The organism is Dysgonomonas reticulitermitis, from assembly GCF_054601275.1.
On sequence record NZ_BAAHWU010000007.1, the window covers coordinates 61681 to 80837 of the forward strand.

Genomic DNA, 19157 nt, shown 5'->3' on the forward strand with positions numbered 1-19157 from the left:
TATACAAACCTATTTTTAAATTTTTATGATATGAAAAAACACTTAATTTTATTATGTATGTTACTTGCAGGTTGTTTGGCATTCGCCCAAAGCAACCGGACTGTGACGGGTAAAGTTACCGAAGCCAAAACGGGCGAGCCTGTTATTGGCGTAACAGTCAGTATACAAGGGAAGACAATCGGAACAATAACTTCGTTAGACGGGGATTATTCTCTGGAAAATGTTCCGGCAAACGCAACCCTTATATTCAAGATTGTAGGGATGAAGACTGTAGAGATTCCTGTTAATAATAAGTCTGTAATTAATGTAACAATGGAAGACGATAACCAGATGTTAGATGAAGTGGTAGTGGTAGGTTATGGTACTGTAAAGAAAAGGGACCTGACCGGATCGATAGCCAGTATCGCCAGCACAGAGATAGCCAACAGACCATCAACCAATCCTTTGACATCTCTCCAAGGAAAAGTAGCCGGAGTTCAGGTTGTTAATACAGGTAGGGCCGGGCAAGACCCCGAAATCCGTATACGCGGAACGAACTCTATCAACGGTTATACTCCGTTGTATGTAGTAGACGGATTGTTTACAGATAACATTAATTATCTGAATCCGGCTGATATAGAATCCATAGAAATACTGAAAGATGCTTCTTCTTTGGCTATTTTTGGTATCAGAGGAGCAAACGGGGTTATTATACTGTCTACAAAACGTGCGAAAGAAGGGCAGACTGTCGTAAATATTAATTCTTCCATTGGCTGGAAACATATATCCGACAGGTTACCATTGACTAATGCCGCTGAATTCAAAGAATTATACAATGAGCAGTTAATCAATCAGAAAGCTAAACCTTTTGATTATACCGACTGGCAAGCCGATACCAATTGGCAGGATGAAATTTTCCAGACAGGATTCCTCAGCAATAGTAATATTAGTATTACCGGATCGTCTGCTAAAAACAAGTTCTATCTTGGGCTTGGTTATACCACCGAGGAAGGCTCTATCAAATCGGAAAAACTCAGTAAAATAACAATTAACCTGAACAGCGAATATCAGGTAAATGATGCTTTACGGTTTGGTTACCAGGTTAACGGTTCACGCACGCTACCTCCCGACGCGAAAGGCGTAGAGTCGGTTATAAAGGCTGCACCTATCGCTCCTACCCATTTCGATTTTACAGATCCTGTCACAGGCGTGGCGGAAAGACTGGTTCATTCTTTGCCGGATTTCCAAAGAGCGCAGGCTGCTAATCCGTACAGGTCGGTTGAGTTGCAGGGACAGCATAATCTGGGAACGAACCACAGGATAGCAGGAAATGTGTTTGGTGAAATAAAGTTCCTGAATAACTTCACTTTCAGATCCACATTCTCACTGAATTATGGAATAAGTGAATCCCGTGGGTTTTCTCCTATCATATTTGAGTATAATCCCGATATAGTAGGCGGATCACAAAAAGAAGCGATTGGAAACAAAACCGAGACCGTTAGCCAGAGTAAGTCCACCAATCTGGCTGCTCAGCAAGACCACATTTTAACTTATGATAATAAGTTTGGCAATCATGGGCTGACCGCGACGCTTGGTTTCACTTCCAATTATAGGGAATCCTCTTCTTTAGGAGGTAATCGTTCGCAAAAACTTGAGGATATATATTTCTCTCCCGGGAATAATACCGATAAGTGGTGGCTTAGTTCTCTCAGCAATACAGCCGCCGCTAACAATAGTGGAGACCAGTGGAAGCGTTTCTCCATGTCGTATCTGGCACGGACTATGTATAACTATAACAGCCGTTACTTATTGAATGCATCATATCGCAGGGACGGATCTTCTGTTTTCAGCGGAGTAGGCAATACATGGGATAATTTCTATTCTGTAGGTTCAGGATGGATCGTATCGGAAGAAAAGTTTATGGCAAATCAGAATATAATAAATTATCTGAAAATAAAAGGGTCATGGGGAGTACTAGGTTCTGAAAATACGGGAGGAAATAATTATCCGTCTTATCCCACACTTACAAGTGCAGGAAGCGCTGTATTCGGGGATGAAATTATTCCCGGCTATACTTACCAGTATTTGGTACAGAATCTGGGATGGGAGAAAACCTACTCATGGGAAGCCGGATTTGAAGCAAGCCTGCTGAACCAAAGATTAAATATTGAATCAGTATATTATAATAAACGGACCAAAGACATCATAGTGTCATTATCTTCCCGCACCGGAGCTCAAAATTCGTTGGAAAATCTGGGTGAAATCACAAATAAGGGAGTTGAACTCTCTGCAACATGGAATGACAAGTTTGCAAATAGAGATTTTCGTTATTCTATCGGGGCTAATCTTACAACCATCAAGAACAATGTGGAAACTTTGGGACGTGACGAAGGCGACGCAAAATATAGTGGAGCCTCCAGAACTTTGGCAAATTATCCTATCGCCCACTTCTTTGGATATGAAGTAATCGGAATTTATCAGAATGAAGAAGATATTTTTCAGTCGCCGGTAAACACTGTGGCTGCTGTAGCTCCTGGTGATCTTAAATTTAAAGATGTAGATGGTGACGGCAAAATCACCACCAAAGACCGTACAATGATAGGTAATCCTACTCCCGATTTTACTTACGGATTTAACCTTAACCTTTCATATAAGGGTATAGACCTGAGTGTGGATATGATGGGTGTGTATGGAAATGAAGTTTACCGCGATTGGGGAAATGTATCAACTTACGCCCAACTGAATTACAGAAAAGATCATATGAACAGATGGCATGGCGAGGGAACATCCAATTGGGAGCCTATACTTGATCCTTCAAGGGCAATTAATAACCTGGCCTCTTCCTATTTCATCGAGGACGGTAGTTTCTTTCGCATACGCAATGTACAGTTGGGTTATTCATTCAACAGATCATTGTTGAATAAAATGCACCTGAAATCATTACGCGTATATGCTAATATACAAAACCTGAAAACATGGCATAAAAATTCCGGATATACTCCGGAGATCGGAGGTAGTGCTTTAGCCTTTGGTATAGATGGCGGAGGATATCCCATGCCGGCTATTTATACATTTGGTGTTAATCTTTCGTTTTAATTCTAATTTTAAACATTCAGTTATTATGAAAAAATATATGTCAAAAATCGTTTACGGATATATACTCCTCGCCGCATCGACAATATTTGTGTCGTGTAGTGATTTGCTAAATCAGGAGCCTCAGGGCCAATGGATTGCAAAAGACAATACGGGAGGTTCTTTTGCATCGGATGTATTCAGCATGTATGCTAAAGCCCGCGGATTTCATATTACATCCGGAAATACAGCTTTAGCAATCCACAATGTCAGGTGCGAGGATGTGGAGAAAGGAAGTACGGCCTCTGATGGCGCTGCTTGGGAGCCTATGTTCGACAACTTCATTTACAATGCCTCTGATGGCATGATACAAACTTATTGGACAGAAAATTATGCGATTGTGCATATCGCAAACAATATCTTGGATGCGATAAAAAAAGCGGAAGAACAAGGAACCCTCAATGACGGAGACCTTATCAATAAATCGGAAGCTCATTTTTTCCGTGCTTTCATCTATTTTAACCTGGTCCGCGCTTTTGGTGAAGTTCCCTTAATCGACTTTGCCATTACGGACGCGGCCCAGACCAATGTGCCCAAATCATCAGTGGAAAAGATATATGAGCTGATTGACAGTGACCTGACCGAAGCAGCGAAATATCTGCCGCCTACCTGGGGAAGCCAGTATCCGGGACGCCTTACTTGGGGAGCAGCGAAATCTCTGCATGCCAAAACTTACATGCAACGCAACGATTGGGCGAATATGTTAACATTGGCAAATGAAGTGATTAATTCCGGCATATACAACTTGAACACGCCATTCGAAGAAATATTCAGGGAAACCGGCGAGAATTGCGGCGAATCTATATGGGAACTGCAATGTACGGCGACAGACGAACTGAAAGGATCAAATGAAATAGGTAGCCAATATGCATCGGTACAGGGCGTACGCGGAGCAGGAGAATGGAACTTGGGATGGGGACAATGCACTCCTACCGAAAATCTCGGGAATGCCTTTGAACCGGGTGATCCGCGCAAGGACGAAACCTTACTGTATTTTTATAAAACAGGAGAAGATCCTGCTTCATGTCCGCCAAACAAGCCTTGGGGCGAGAAGCCTGTCGCAAATGCGGCGGTCATCAATAAGTACTATAATAAGAAGTCTTATACAAATCCGGCTTTAAGGACTAAATACACTACTGGAGGATATTGGGTAAATATGCGTATGATCCGCTTTTCGGAAGTATTATTGATAGGAGCCGAAGCTGCTAATGAATTAGGACAGACAGAACTTGCTCTGGATTATCTGGAACAGGTAAGGGCACGTGCAAGAAAAAGTTCGTCAGACCCTACGATTTTGCCAAAAGTAACAACAAGGGACAAGGTTGAATTACGTAATAAAATTAAACATGAACGTCGCGTAGAATTGGCTATGGAATGGGACCGTTTCTATGATCTGGTTAGGTGGGGAGACGCACAGTCCGTACTGGGAGCGGCAGGTAAAACTTATTTACCGAAGCATCAATATTTACCTCTTCCTCAGTCGGAAGTCGACAAATCTAATGGTGTTTTAGTTCAGAATCCAAACTATTAAATTTAATTATTATGAAACTGAAAAGATATATTTTATTTGTCACAACATGTATCGTGTTGTCCGGAATGACTTCTTGTTTCCAGAATTTGGACCAGGACCCGGCATTCGATTATCCGCCTGAGTACGTTCCGGAATACAGCCCGTTGAAAGTTTACCTCCCTTTCGACAATAACGATAAGAATACGAGTAACTACCGTTATTCGATGACTGCGATCAATGAAGGCTATGCCGACGGGCATATAGGTAAAACCTTTCAGGGTTCGGATGGAGCCTATATAATAGCCACTCCTCCGGCATCGCTCACCGATACGATAATCAACCTTAAAAGTTTCACCTATTCGTTCTGGATAAACTCTCCGAGAAACGAAGCTGTACAGGGTATATTATCCATAGCCAAAAAAGACCATTCAAGAGGTTATCTCGAATTGTATTTCGAAAATAACAATAACGGAAACCAGGCATACATCAAAGGCTTTTTACGGACTTTGGCAGAAGATGGCGCTGTAAAAGAAACATGGATCGATGTGGGTAGCGTGCAGCCGGAAGGAAGCTCCAGGGTGGAGAATGTATGGAATAAATGGACACACCTTGCTTTTCGTTACAATGGGGCTACTTCCACTTTCTCGATATTCAGAGATGGTGAGGCAGTATTGCTTAACAGAGTATTAGGCGGAGGCACTTTCGGGCCTTTGGTATTCGACCCGGAATTCTGCGATGGTAAAATTGTCTTTGGAACTTTTGCCGCGGTCGCAGGCCAAAGTACCGGAAAACAGGATGGATGGGTAGTTGACAGTAAAACCATGCCGGGGCAATACGACCAGATTCGTTTTTATAACCAGGTTTTAAGTGACAATCAGATAAAAGCATTGTATACAAATAAAGAATAAGGCTTGCATACACTGAAGGCAATCAGGGGAAATAGGCTATAGGTGATTTTCATAGTAATTAGGTTATCAAAATAGGTTTCAGCCGGAACACTTCCGGCTGAAACCTATAACTAAACTTTTTTATTTTTGCCTGATTTAACTATTGTGCTCAGTACTAATAATAATATCTAGAAAGATGAATATCAGAATGATAAATAGAAAATCGAAAAGAGGGCAGATTTTCCTTATTAAAAGAAAAATACCTTCGGTTTTCTCAACCCTACATATCTGTTTCCTGCTGACCATAGCCTTTTTTACCCTTTCCTGCGGTGGGAACGATAATCCGGAAGTAGATGATGCTAAATTTAAATTAGAGGAGATAAGTATCAATAATATAAAGAATCAGGATAGTTATGTTGACTTGGAACCGGATTTGACCATTGTATTGACTTTCTCTGATAAAGTAGCGATTAATAGCCTGTCCAATAATATTACCCTGAAAAATAAAGAGGGGAAACCTCAATCCCTGAATATAAATAGTGATAACAATCCTGTTATCACTATCACTGCCGGTGTACAGCAATTTGCCGGATATGAACTCACTATAAATACAGGGTTGAAATCAGATAAAGGCACTCCTATTCTTACAGGGAAAATGTATTCCCTTAGTACCGGTATGGACATGTCTGATAAGTTTTCCCGCGTTTCCGATGAAGAACTGTTGACTTTGGCGCAAAAACAAACATTCCGTTATTTCTGGGATTTCGGGCATCCGGTTTCGGGGATGGCGCGCGAACGTACTACATCCGCGAATACTGTAACAACAGGCGGAACAGGATTTGGAGTTATGGCTATTGTTGTAGCTGCCGAAAGAGGTTTTATCACACGTAACGAAGCGTTGGAGCGTATTCAGAAAATAGTGAGCTTCCTGGATACAAAAAGCACTAAATACCATGGTGCATACGCCCACTGGATCAACGGGCAAACAGGCGCGACCATTCCTTTCAGCGCGGACGACAATGGCGCCGATCTGGTAGAGACTGCACTTTTGTTTCAAGGATTGCTGACAGCTAGGAACTATTTTAGTAATAACAATACAGGAGAGACTCAGCTAAGAAGTGATATCACACGCCTGTGGGAAGATATAGAATGGACATGGTTCCGGAAAGATAACGAAAACGTACTGTACTGGCACTGGAGTCCTGATAAAGGATGGGCTAAAAACCTGAAAATTACAGGCTGGAACGAATGTCTCATCGTTTACATACTGGCAGCCGCGTCACCGACATATCCGATAACGGCATCAGTTTATCATGAAGGCTGGGCAAGAAACGGAGACTTTGCGCATGGAGGTTCATTTTATGGTTACAAGCTCCCTTTGGGACGAGATTATGGAGGCCCGTTGTTCTTCAGCCATTATTCGTTTTTAGGGATAGACCCCCGAAACCTGAAAGACCGTTATGCTGACTATTGGGAGCAAAACCGTAACCACAGCCTTATTAACTATAAGTATTGTGTAGAAAATCCAAAATCGTATCGTGGATACAATAGCGACTGCTGGGGACTAACAGCCTGTGACGGAAACGATGGGTATAGCGCGCATTCCCCATCAAACGACAAAGGAGTAATAGCTCCTACCGCCGCTCTATCATCCATGCCGTATACACCCGAAGAATCATTAAGGGCTTTACATTTCTTCTATTATAAGATGGGAGACAAGCTATGGTCGGAATATGGCTTTGTAGACGCGTTCAATCTCACCGCCAACTGGTTCGACAACCAACATATAGCAATCGACCAGGGACCTGTCATCGTTATGATAGAAAATTATAGAAGTAAGCTGATCTGGAACCTGCTTATGTCCGATACGGAAATACAAGCCGGTTTAAGAAAATTAGACTTCCAGTTTTAATAATTAAAAACTTACACTTTGAAACAAATGAAGAGAATAAAATATTTAATACTTGCCATCTTTCTGTTGGGAAGCCTGGGTATGTTTTCCCAGACAAAAGATAAAAAACGACTGACCGATAATGAATTACTTACCTTGGTACAAAAACAGACATTCCGCTATTTCTGGGATTTCGGACATCCGGTCAGTGGTCTGGCCCGCGAACGGACGAATAGCACGAGGCTGCCCGATCATGGAGTGGTAACATCCGGAGGGTCGGGATTTGGGGTTATGGCTATTATTGTGGGCATAGAACGTAATTTCATTACCAGAGAACAAGGTATTGAGAGGATGATCAAAATATTGAACTTCCTCAATAAAGATGCTCAACATTACCACGGAATATGGCCTCACTGGATGAATGGAACTACCGGTGAAACCATACCGTTCAGTCGTAAAGACGATGGCGCCGATCTGGTGGAATCGGCATTTATGTTCGAGGGTTTGCTGGCTGCTCATCAGTATTTTGCAAAAGATACGCGAGAAGAAAGGCAAATAAGAGGCCTTATCAATAAGTTATGGCGTGAAGCCGAATGGAATTTCTTCACAAGAAATGATGAAGACGTCCTTTTTTGGCACTGGTCTCCCAATCACGGGTGGTCTATGGCACATCAGATAAAAGGACATAACGAATGCCATATTGCGTACATTCTGGCGGCATCATCGCCTACATACCCTATCAAAGAGAGTGTTTATCACAGGGGGTGGGCCAATTCCAATGTTTTCAGAAACGGACGCGAATATTATGGAATTAAACTCCCTTTGGGAAATGACTTCGGCGGGCCGTTGTTCTTTACTCATTATTCTTATATGGGACTCGATCCCAGAGGACTGAAAGACAATTATGCCGATTACTGGGAGCAGATGGTGAACCACACACTTATCAATCGCCGGCACTGTATAGAAAATCCGAATAACTATAAGGGATATAGCGAAAAATGTTGGGGACTGACAGCCAGTGACGGAAACAAAGGCTACTCAGCGCATAGCCCCCAGAATGACCGGGGAGTTATAACACCTACTGCGGCACTGTCCTCGTTTCCTTATACTCCTGAATATTCGATGCAGGCATTACGCTACTTCTATGAAGAACTGGAAGACAGATTGTGGGGGGAATACGGATTTAAAGATGCCTTTAATCTGGGCGAAAACTGGTTTGCCGAATCATACTTGGCTATCGATCAAGGACCTATCGTGGTTATGATAGAAAATTACCGTACCCAGTTGATCTGGAATCTTTTTATGACTCATCCCGATATTCAGAACGGATTGAAAAAACTTGGATTCAAAAGTCCTCATTTGAAATAATATATGAACACTAATATAGAAAAAGTATGAAAAAACTATTCATAGCCGTATCTTTTCTATCCATATTTTTTTGTGGATGTAACAAAAATTCATCATGGCAGAGTTACAGTAAAGACAAAACGATAGAACAAAAAGTCGATTCTGTACTTGCCCTGATGACTCTGGATGAAAAAATAGCCCAGATGACACAATTCGCCAGTAATGGGGAAATTATCACGGGGCCGGCATCCGATTCGGATGTTGCCAGATACCTGCGCGAAGGTACGATAGGAAGTGTGTTTAATACGGTAACAGTAGAAAACAATCGAACCATACAGGATGCGGCAATGCGGAATTCCCGCCTGAAGATACCCGTGCTTATCGGATTCGACGTAGTACATGGTTTCAGGACTATTTTCCCCATGCCGTTAGCCGAATCTTGTTCATGGGATCTTGACCTGATGCGTAAAACAGCGAATATTGCTGCGCAGGAAGCATCTTCTGTCGGCATTCACTGGACATTCGCCCCTATGGTAGATATTGCGCGCGATGCACGTTGGGGCAGGGTGATGGAAGGCGCCGGAGAAGACCCTTATCTGGGAAGCCTCATCGCGAAGGCCCGGGTAAAAGGTTTTCAGGGAGAAAGCTGGGAAAGTCTGAAAGAGACGAATACAATACTGGCTTGTGCAAAACATTTTGCGGCGTACGGAGCTGCTGAGGCCGGAAGGGACTACAATGTAGCGGAGTTATCCGAAAGAACACTACACGAAATCTATCTGCCTCCTTACAAAGCGGCGAATGAAGCCGGGGTAGCAACTTATATGGCTGCATTTAACGAGATAAACGGAGTACCGTGCACAGGAAGCAAATTCCTCTTTACAGATCTCTTACGAAAAGACTGGGAATTTGGAGGATTTGCAGTTTCAGACCATACAGCGGTGAAAGAACTTATTGCTCATGGAGTGGCTAGAGACGAAAAAGAAGCGGCAGCTTTGACTGTAAATGCCGGAGTAGATATGGATATGGCCGACGGGCTTTATATAGAGAATCTGAAAAAAGCAGTTGAAGAAGGTTTGGTAAGTGAATCGGTTATCGACAATTCAGTTCGCCGTATTCTGGAGATGAAATTTATTCTCGGGCTATTTGACGATCCATACAGGTATTTAGATACCGAAAGGGAAAAATCGACATTGATGAAACCTGAATTTCTGGAAACAGCCCGTAATGCTGTTAGAAAATCAGTTGTATTGTTGAAAAATGATAATAGTTATTTCCCGCTGGATAAAAATAAGGGGCAGACTGTTGCTCTTATCGGCCCTATGGTGAAGAACCGGAGAAGCCTGAACGGGGAATGGGCCGGACGTGGAAATAGGAACGAAAGTGTTTCGCTGTTCGATGGACTCACGGAAAAATATAAAGATTCGAAAATAAGATTTGTCTATGCAGAGGGCTGCGACCTGACTACAAACGATAAGTCGAAATTCGCACAGTCTCTTTCCATCGCACGTCAGGCAGATATTATTCTGGTGGCTATGGGTGAAGATTTCAATTGGTCGGGCGAAGCGGCCTGCCGTACCGATATCAGACTACCTGGCGCACAGCAGGAATTATTGAAAGAACTAAAAAAGCTAAATAAAAAAATAGGTCTGGTACTATTTAACGGGCGACCGCTCGATCTTAGCTGGGAACACGAAAATATAGATGCCATATTGGAAGCGTGGTATCCGGGTACAATGGCGGGACATGGCGTTGCCGATGTTATTGCCGGGGATTATAACCCTTCGGCAAAGCTTACTATAAGTTTTCCGCGAAATATAGGCCAGGTTCCGATTTATTACAACCATAAGAATACAGGCCGTCCGGTAGATCCCGCTAATCTGAAGGTAGATTACAGGTCTTCTTATCTCGATGTGGATAATTCTCCTTTATATCCTTTCGGTTATGGATTGAGTTATACCACCTTTAGTATCGGCAACTTAAAGCTGGATCAGCCATCTTTGGCTAAAGGCGGAACTATTACTGTAACGGCCGATGTAACCAATACAGGAAGTTATGATGGTGAAGAGGTTGTTCAGTTGTATGTGCATGATATAACTGCAAGTGTGACCCGTCCGGTGAAAGAACTTAAAGGTTTTAGTAAAGTCACTTTGAAAGCAAGCGAAACCAAACAGGTGAAATTCGAAATAACAGAAAAAGAGCTTGCATTCTACGATTTGAATATGAATTATACAGCAGAACCGGGAGCTTTTAAGCTATGGGTGGCCTCATCTTCTGCCGACGAGGCTAATGTAGCTGATTTTGAACTGGAATAGATAAAAGAATATTAAGGTTTGAAGCACGTATTAAATTATTTATTGGTAGCATTACTGTTTTTTGCGGTTTTCTGTTCGTGCAGTTCATCGCAAAAAACAGTATTTGTTGTTCTGCCCGATACCCAAACATATCTTGAATCCTGTCCCGAAGTATTCAAATCACAGGTGGATTGGATACTGAAAAACAAGAACAAGATTGACGCCGTGATCCATGTCGGTGATCTCACTCAGGATAATCATCCTACAGAATGGATGCTGATGTCGGAGTATTTTTCCAAAATAGAGAAAACCGGATTGCCATACACGTTCTCTTTGGGTAACCACGACTTAGGCAGTAAGCCCGGAAAATTCTCGGATGTTCATAATACATCTATGGCGAATAAATATTTCCCTGTAAAACGTTTCGCTGATAAGAAATACTGGGGAGGCAGTTTTAATAAAGATTCTGTTGACAATCATTATATAAACATCAGCTCGGGAGGTATAGACTGGCTGATAATGAGCCTCGAATTCGGACCTTCCGACGATGTATTGAAATGGGCCGATGAGGTTATAAGCAGAAACAGAAACAAGGCAGTCATTATCAATACTCACGCATACCTGTATAGCGACAGCACATGGCTCGATAACAGCGATTGGTGGCGTCCGCAGACTTACGGCATAGGTAAAGATTCTGCCCGTACGGTCAATGACGGCGGACAGATATGGGAAAAGCTGGTATCGAAACATTCCAATATACTGGCTGTGTTTTGCGGGCATGTACTCAAAAGCGGGGTAGGGACTTTGATAAGTAAAGGTGAGGCGGGAAATAATGTCTATCAGATGTTAGCTAATTTTCAGAGAGGAGTAGACGGTTCTGAAAACGGAGGCAACGGATACTTACGGATCATCACCTTTGACAGGAAAAAAGGAGAAATGGATGTTAAAACCTATTCTACATGGGAGAATAAGTACCATCCTTCATCTGCTCATAATTTTATATTCGATACGATCAATATAGATCAATATACTAAATAAGAAGAAATGAAAAGAACTGTTATCACAGGTATGGCTTTGTTGTCAGCTTTCTATTTGTACGCGCAAAAAGCGAAACAACAACCCAACATTATCTTTATTATGAGTGACGACCATGCCGAACAAGCGATCAGCGCTTATGGTCATCCGGTTTCGAAAATGGCTCCTACACCTAATATTGACAGGATTGCTAATGATGGGGCTATTTTTATGAATAATTACTGTTGCAACTCCATTTCCGGCCCCAGTCGTGCAGCTATACTCACAGGTAAGCACAGCCACGAGAATGGTTTTATGAAAAACAGTAATAAGGGTTTTGACGGTTCACAGCAAACTCTGCCGAAGATATTACAGGCAAACGGTTACCAGACTGCAATTATCGGCAAATGGCATCTTATTTCCAAGCCTACGGGATTCGATCATTGGATGATACTCAACGATCAGGGTGACTACTGCAATCCGTACTTCATTACCGAACGAGATACGACCCGCCATATGGGTTATGTTACCGACCTGATAACAGACTTCACAACAGACTGGCTGGATAGCAGGGATAAGGAAAAACCATTTTTCCTGATGATGCACCACAAGGCTCCTCACCGCAACTGGGTTCCGGCCGAACGCCATTATCGTTTATATGAAAATACTGAATTTCCTGTTCCCGAAACTTATTCTGATGATTACGAAGGGCGTTATGCCGCATCAAAACAGAAAATGAATATATACAACGATATGTATGAAGGGCACGATCTGAAGATGGTGGCTGGAATAGACTCCGATAGTTTATTGTACGATCCTTGGCCACATGCGTTTATGGGCACTATGACAGAAAGCGAACGGGTACGTTTTTTCGATGCATATCGCGAGCGAAACAATAATTTCTATACCACCAAACGTACCGAAAAAGAAATAGCAGAATGGAAACTGCAACGTTATCTTCAAGATTATATGGCATGTATAAAGTCTGTCGATGAAAGTGTCGGTCTAATTCTTGATTATCTGAAAGAAAATGGTCTGGATGAAAATACAATCGTTGTTTATACTTCCGATCAGGGATTTTATTTAGGAGAACATGGCTGGTTTGACAAACGGTTTATGTATGAGGAATCGTTTGGAATGCCAATGGTAATGTCTTACCCTAAAAAGATTAAAGCCGGAACAAAGGTAAAAGACTTAACTCAGAATATTGATTTTGCTCCAACCTTTTTGGATATGTGTGGTATAGAGATACCGGAAGATATGCAAGGCGTATCTTTCAAGAAGCTTGTGGAAAACGGTAAAACTCCGAATGACTGGCGAAAATCGTTGTATTATCATTATTATGAATTTCCCGGATTTCATAGTGTAAGAGCACATTTTGGGGTGAAAAAGGAACGCTATAAACTGATGTGTTTTTATAAAGAAAATATATGGGAGCTTTACGATCTGAAAAATGATCCTGCGGAGATGCAAAATATATACGGGCAAAAAGGAACGGAAAAAATCACCCGTGAATTGAAAGAGGAATTAACACGTTTACAGAAGGAGTATAAGGTTCCGGAGGAATTCTGTAAATAGTGGTTATAAGATATGGATATTTTATCTATACAGTAAAATCTGTATCCTCTTTCCCATTGATTTTTTGATATTTAAATAACTATATAATGAGAAAAATAATTGTTCTATTGATGTTTTCGGTCTTATCCTACATGGCTAATGCCCAGAGTATGAGAATGGATACCTATTGTAATCCGCTTAATGTAGACTACACCTATATGATATATAATTCCCACAAGGATATTTCGTATCGTTCGGGAGCAGATCCTGCTGTTGTGGAGTTCAGGGGAGAATATTACATGTTTGTTACCCGTTCGCACGGTTATTGGCATTCTACCGACCTTCAAAACTGGAATTTTATAAAGCCCGAAACATGGTATTTCGAAGGTTCGAATGCTCCGGCTGCACATAATTACAAAGATTCTGTATTATATGTAACGGGTAATCCGTCGGGGCATATGAGTGTATTGTATACCGATAATCCCCAAAAAGGGGATTGGAAAGCTGTTCCGTCTATTATCAACAACCTGCAAGACCCTGATCTTTTTATAGATGATGACGGACAGGCCTATATGTTCTGGGGCTCGTCCAATAAATTTCCGATAAGAGGGCGCAAACTCGATAGGAATAAACGCTTTATTGCTGATACCATGATTGTTGAATTATTCAACCTCGATGCCGGAAAACACGGATGGGAGCGTTTCGGGGAGAACCATTCCGATACCATATTGGACGGATATATCGAAGGTCCTTGGCTGACAAAGCGCAATGGAAAATATTATATGCAATATGCTGCCCCGGGTACTCAATTCAATGTGTATGGCGATGGCGTATATATAGCAGATCATCCATTGGGGCCATATACTTATCAGAAACATAATCCTGTTTCTTATAAACCCGGAGGCTATATGAACGGTGCAGGACATGGTAGTACTGTGGTTGGTCCCGGAGGGAACTATTGGCACTTTTCAACGATGGATTATTCGGTGAATATGACATGGGAAAGACGTCTTTGTATGTCCCCTACATTTTTCGATAAGGACGGTATTATGTACACTGATACCCGTTTTGGCGACTATCCGCGTTATGCACCGTCGGTTGCTAACAAACATGGACACTTCAGAGGATGGATGCTCCTTTCATATAATAAGCCTGTTACAGTTTCGTCATCTCAGGGAGAATTCGATAAATCAGCCCTGACGGATGAAATAGCAAAGACATCGTGGCTGTCGGCTAAAAACGATGATCAACAGTGGGTTATGGTAGACTTGGAGAAGCCCGCCGATATGTATGCTATACAAATAAATTATGCGGATTATCAGTCGGATATATATGGCAGAATCGCAGGGTTAAGGCATCGCTATACGGTAGAAGGCTCATTGGACGGAAAAATCTGGTTTACCATAATAGACAAAAGCAATAGCTTCAAAGATACTCCGAATGATTATATTGAATTGGGATCACCTGTCTTAACACGCTATATCAGGTATAACAATATAGAAGTACCTACTCCCCATCTGGCCATGTCGGAGATACGGGTATTTGGTTTAGGCAAAGGAAAACTTCCTTTGAAAGCAAAGGGCTTCACACTTAACAGACACAAAGACAGGCGTGATATTACCATTTCTTGGGATAAGCAGGACAATGCACAGGGATATAATATCCGCTGGGGAATAGCTCCCGATAAGCTGTATAGTTCGTGGATGGTATATGGAAATAACAGCTTACTTTTAAAGACATTGAATACCGATCAGGAGTATTATTTTGCCATAGAGGTGTTTAATGAGAATGGGATATCCGAGATATCGGAGATAAAGAGAGTCGATTAATTCATGCTGTCCTCAAGCCTTTAAGTTTTAAGCCGACGATTATATTAATGGAAAAGAGAATGGAATCAAAAATATAAATATCCATTTTCCTCAGTCAGACAATCACAAATTTATGAAATAGCTGACTCTTTTTGTTAATATGCCGGAGTAAAAAACACGGGAAGTAGATCCGGCCTGGTTTATACCCATCCTGAGATCTATTGCAGTAACATTTAGCCTTCCTCCTCTTCTTCGTTTTTCTCACCCAGCAAATGGCAAAGGTCGGGGTCTTTACGGATGCGCTCCTTCTCATTCTCTATTATATTAAGGACATCCCGTTTGATTTGGTTGTAGTTCCGTTCTATCTGCTCCTTCATAATATCATTTCCGTTCTCATCCTTAAAATCATTGATAACAGGAATCTTTTTATAGGCTTTGGTTTCCGTTGCTACTTTTTCATTGTCCACGATAATCATTGCATGGAAAATTTTCTGGTCTATCTTCTCCCCGAAATTATCGGCGACCGAACCCACGAACATACCTTGTGACAGGTTGGCGATCTTGGATGCCGGAATCAGGGAATCCATCTGTGTATTGATAGAGGTGGATGTATCCTGCCTGTTGATCGAAATAGACTGCCTTTTTTGAAGAACTTTCCCGAAACGTTCCGACAGGTTCTTAGCCGTTTCCCCGACAACCTGTCCCGAAAAGATATTCCCGACCGTATTTTGGATTACTTTGCTCTCCTTGTCGCCATAGTCACGGTTTAACTGGCTAAAATCCTGAAATCCCAGGCAAACAGCTACTTTATTGCTGCGGGCGGTAGCTATCAGGTTGTCCAAGCCCCGGAAATAGATTGTCGGCAACTCGTCGATAATAACAGAAGACTTTAGCATTCCCTTTTTGTTTATCAGCTTTACAATACGGGAATTGTACAATCCCAACGCGGCCGAATAGATATTCTGGCGGTCGGGATTATTTCCCACACAAAGTATCTTCGGCTCTTTTGGGTTGTTGATGTCGAGGGTGAAATCATTACCCGTCATTACCCAGTAGAGTTGCGGGCTTATCATCCTGGATAAGGGGATTTTAGCGGACGCGATCTGGCCCTGGAGTTGATCCTGGGCGCCTGATTGCTATGCGTCCATAAAGGGAGAAAGGTAATTTTCGAGGGCCGGATAAGAAGTGAGGATGGTGAATATATCGGCATAGGGTTTATTCAGAAATTCTATGGCATGGGGAAACGTGCAATATTTTCCTTCCTTATATATTTTAAGGTACCAGATAATAGCTGCCAGTAGGATAATCGGCGATTCGACAAAGAAGTCACCCTGTTTCTGAATCCAGCTGCGGTTCAAATTTAACATAATTGTATAGGCCGATTCATATGCGTCGCTGATGTCGGTCATAAATTCCGGGGCAATCGGGTTACAGCGGTGGGACTTATGCGGGTCATCGAAATTGATCACATAGAATTTAGGTTTTACCTCATAATTACGCATATTCTTAAGAAGCTCGTTATAGGCAAGTTCTACTGCTTGTTCAAACAAACAATTAACAATAGATGAGTTTGACTCTCCAAATTCGTTGATAATTGATTCGTTAATTGTGTTATAATCCATGATTTAGATATATATTTTCAATCTTGTAGTTTCACTTTTTCGCCAAATAATTCAATATATTTTTCAGGAGTAATAGTGTGAATCGGTATTATTGTCTTAGGATTCAATGCTGAAACAAACTCTATTATACTTGGAATATCTGCATGTCCAGAAGTATGTAAATCTACTACCTTACCGAAAAGCTTCAAGAATTGAGCCGTTTTTCGTTCTTCTTTATATACATTCCATTTTGAATATATTAGACAAGAGTCCTCTTTGTTTATTCGTTTTTGGACTTCATAAATCATACTCTCGCGGACTAGTACTACCATGTCTTTTCTTGTATGCAGCTCATTTGATGCTATTTTAAATTTTGCAAAAGGTTTGAATAAATGTGGCTTTTCTCCTATTACTTTTTGTGTCAATGCCATAGGGAAGAACAAATACACATCGTCAAAGGTAAAAGGATTGGGTATTCTTTTAGGGAGTTTATTCAGAATATTCGCAGTAAATATATCGACAAGCAATACGCGTTTTGTCCGCTTTGTTGCATTATAAAAAGCCTGAATACGAGCTATATTAGCAGATGATTGCAGAACAAATACATTGCCGGACGTACTCTTCATTATATCTTCAGCTCTTTCACTTATTTTGAATTCAGATTCGGCAATATATTCTTCTTTATATAGATTTGTACCCTCTATCAGTAGTTTATCTATATTTTTCAATAAAGGATTACTCTGTATTGCAGCAGTATATTTTTTTGCATAACCATGATTTCGGAAATCTCCTGTATAAAAAATCCGTTCGTCATCACTTTCAATCAAAAAAGAATAAGCATCAAAGGCTGAATGATCAATAAGGAATGGAGTGATAGTAATATCTTTTATGGTTATAGGTGCTTCGTTTGATAAATGTATTATTGGATTGATTGTTTTGGGCTGGTTTGTAAATTCTTGGATTGTACTCCATATCTGAAAAGCGTATTGACCAATATAAACAGGAATATTTCTTGTTATTCTATCGATTAACCCTATATGATCGCCATGCATATGCGAAATAAATATAGCATCAATAGGGTTCTCTGTTGTTGAAGTCTCTGTAAATAAATCAGGTACATTAGGTACTATCCGTTTATTCTCTTGGGTTGAATTTATTTCCGGCAATTCATCTCCAATATCGAATATTATGCGAGCATTGTTTGACGATACTTCGATACAATTACCCCCAATTTGGTTTGCTCCACGATGGATAGTTATTTGCATATTTCAAATTTAAAATTATCGTAATATTGATAAATTTCTACATTTCCATATTCTTGAGGAGTAGTTTTTACTTTCCCCTCGGCTTTAGGCCACACTACTACACACCTAATTGTATCACTCCAATCTCTATCAGTCATTAATTTTGTTAGAAATCTAAAAAAAAATGGTTCGGACTCAATGACCTCTTTAAATTTGGTAGCTTGCTCTTTGACTTTATTTACACGTGAGGATTTCAACTCTATTACAACAAGGTTATTATCTTTATCAATTGCCAAAATATCATTAACTATTCGTTTATTATCTTTTAAAACAATTGCTAATTCGGAGGTTATAAAAGTCAAGTTATCTGCAAATGGTAAAAGATTGTTGTTCTGGATCGCATTGAAAATAATCCATGCTTGAAGTATTTTTTCGGGTGTCTTCCGAACAGGTTCTTTTGGATCAAAGTTTAGCAGTTTTTCTTCGGCATTCTTTCTATTAATTGGGGATATACCTATTTCAGGAGTCTTAGGGTCAAGAGACACAAGCGAACATGAACTTGTATTTCCTCTAAAATGAGCTTTTTTTCAGCGAGTATATCACGGAAATCACGATTAAGCAATCTCGCTAATTGGAAGAATTCTAATTTAAGAACTCTTATAGCTTTGTTTTTATCTTGCCATTCACGAGTCTTTTGCACCTGCTCTAAGGCTTCTTCTAAAGATATAGCTGATTGGTTACTCAGTTGTTCTATGAACTCTTCAGGGTTTCTCACTTCTCGCATTTTCTGTATGGCTTCTTCGGCAGAAATTTCTTTTTTCATGTTTTCAAATTTAATGTATATATAATACGAATGAGCAGAGAAAAAGTATACCGAGATTTAGTTAAAAAAGACC

12 protein-coding genes and 1 pseudogene are annotated in these 19157 nt (G+C 41.0%); 9 read left to right on the forward strand and 4 right to left on the reverse strand.

Annotation, left to right across the window (positions count from 1 at the left end; translation table 11 throughout):
* The first annotated feature begins 30 nt into the window (after positions 1–30).
* From ACYPZI_RS05410 to ACYPZI_RS05450, 9 genes are all read left to right on the forward strand, one after another.
* The gene (locus ACYPZI_RS05410) at positions 31–3075 is read left to right on the forward strand and encodes a SusC/RagA family TonB-linked outer membrane protein (RefSeq protein WP_459599394.1); all 3045 of its coding nucleotides are present in this window, start codon (positions 31–33) and stop codon (positions 3073–3075) included.
* A 25-nt stretch (positions 3076–3100) separates the two neighbouring features.
* Entirely contained in the window at positions 3101–4642 is a 1542-nt protein-coding gene (locus ACYPZI_RS05415; protein WP_459599396.1) for a RagB/SusD family nutrient uptake outer membrane protein, read from the forward strand.
* An 11-nt stretch (positions 4643–4653) separates the two neighbouring features.
* Positions 4654–5529 (forward strand): LamG-like jellyroll fold domain-containing protein, encoded by an 876-nt coding sequence (locus tag ACYPZI_RS05420; protein ID WP_459599398.1) that lies wholly within the window; start codon positions 4654–4656, stop codon positions 5527–5529.
* 175 nt (positions 5530–5704) lie between these two features.
* Complete coding sequence (locus ACYPZI_RS05425; protein ID WP_459599400.1) at positions 5705–7420, forward strand: glucoamylase family protein; 1716 nt, start codon at positions 5705–5707, stop codon at positions 7418–7420.
* Positions 7421–7501: 81 nt separating this feature from the next.
* Entirely contained in the window at positions 7502–8767 is a 1266-nt protein-coding gene (locus ACYPZI_RS05430; RefSeq protein ID WP_459599434.1) for a glucoamylase family protein, read from the forward strand.
* 26 nt (positions 8768–8793) lie between these two features.
* Complete coding sequence (locus ACYPZI_RS05435; RefSeq protein WP_459599402.1) at positions 8794–11058, forward strand: glycoside hydrolase family 3 N-terminal domain-containing protein; 2265 nt, start codon at positions 8794–8796, stop codon at positions 11056–11058.
* Positions 11059–11076: 18 nt separating this feature from the next.
* Positions 11077–12075: a metallophosphoesterase gene (locus ACYPZI_RS05440; protein WP_459599404.1), complete on the forward strand. Its 999-nt coding sequence runs from the start codon at positions 11077–11079 to the stop codon at positions 12073–12075.
* A 6-nt stretch (positions 12076–12081) separates the two neighbouring features.
* A complete protein-coding gene (locus tag ACYPZI_RS05445; RefSeq protein ID WP_459599406.1) occupies positions 12082–13629 on the forward strand; it encodes a sulfatase family protein in 1548 nt (515 codons plus the stop codon).
* Between the two features lie 86 nt (positions 13630–13715).
* Entirely contained in the window at positions 13716–15437 is a 1722-nt protein-coding gene (locus tag ACYPZI_RS05450; RefSeq protein WP_459599408.1) for a family 43 glycosylhydrolase, read from the forward strand.
* A gap of 212 nt (positions 15438–15649) precedes the next feature.
* Here ACYPZI_RS05450 and ACYPZI_RS05455 read toward each other — a convergent pair.
* The 4 genes and pseudogenes from ACYPZI_RS05455 to ACYPZI_RS05470 form a co-directional block, all read right to left on the reverse strand.
* A pseudogene (locus ACYPZI_RS05455) lies at positions 15650–16945 on the reverse strand (TraM recognition domain-containing protein); the annotation flags it as partial.
* A 110-nt stretch (positions 16946–17055) separates the two neighbouring features.
* A complete protein-coding gene (locus ACYPZI_RS05460) occupies positions 17056–18282 on the reverse strand; it encodes an MBL fold metallo-hydrolase (protein ID WP_459599410.1) in 1227 nt (408 codons plus the stop codon).
* Positions 18273–18806: a PDDEXK family nuclease gene (locus ACYPZI_RS05465; protein WP_459599412.1), complete on the reverse strand. Its 534-nt coding sequence runs from the start codon at positions 18804–18806 to the stop codon at positions 18273–18275. The genes ACYPZI_RS05460 and ACYPZI_RS05465 overlap by 10 nt, the downstream gene beginning before the upstream one ends.
* On the reverse strand, positions 18776–19084 hold the full coding sequence (locus ACYPZI_RS05470; protein WP_459599414.1) for a hypothetical protein: 309 nt from the start codon (positions 19082–19084) through the stop codon (positions 18776–18778). Before ACYPZI_RS05470 ends, ACYPZI_RS05465 begins: the two co-directional genes overlap by 31 nt.
* Positions 19085–19157: the final 73 nt, after the last annotated feature.

Excerpts from the sequence above, each read along its gene's own strand:
- ACYPZI_RS05410 (WP_459599394.1), top strand. The coding sequence starts at position 31 with ATGAAAAAACACTTAATTTTATTATGTATGTTACTTGCAGGTTGTTTG.
- ACYPZI_RS05415 (WP_459599396.1), top strand. The coding sequence starts at position 3,101 with ATGAAAAAATATATGTCAAAAATCGTTTACGGATATATACTCCTCGCC.
- ACYPZI_RS05420 (WP_459599398.1), top strand. The coding sequence starts at position 4,654 with ATGAAACTGAAAAGATATATTTTATTTGTCACAACATGTATCGTGTTG.
- ACYPZI_RS05425 (WP_459599400.1), top strand. The coding sequence starts at position 5,705 with ATGAATATCAGAATGATAAATAGAAAATCGAAAAGAGGGCAGATTTTC.
- ACYPZI_RS05430 (WP_459599434.1), top strand. The coding sequence starts at position 7,502 with ATGTTTTCCCAGACAAAAGATAAAAAACGACTGACCGATAATGAATTA.
- ACYPZI_RS05435 (WP_459599402.1), top strand. The coding sequence starts at position 8,794 with ATGAAAAAACTATTCATAGCCGTATCTTTTCTATCCATATTTTTTTGT.
- ACYPZI_RS05445 (WP_459599406.1), top strand. The coding sequence starts at position 12,082 with ATGAAAAGAACTGTTATCACAGGTATGGCTTTGTTGTCAGCTTTCTAT.
- ACYPZI_RS05450 (WP_459599408.1), top strand. The coding sequence starts at position 13,716 with ATGAGAAAAATAATTGTTCTATTGATGTTTTCGGTCTTATCCTACATG.
- ACYPZI_RS05460 (WP_459599410.1), bottom strand. The coding sequence starts at position 18,282 with ATGCAAATAACTATCCATCGTGGAGCAAACCAAATTGGGGGTAATTGT.
- ACYPZI_RS05470 (WP_459599414.1), bottom strand. The coding sequence starts at position 19,084 with ATGAAAAAAGAAATTTCTGCCGAAGAAGCCATACAGAAAATGCGAGAA.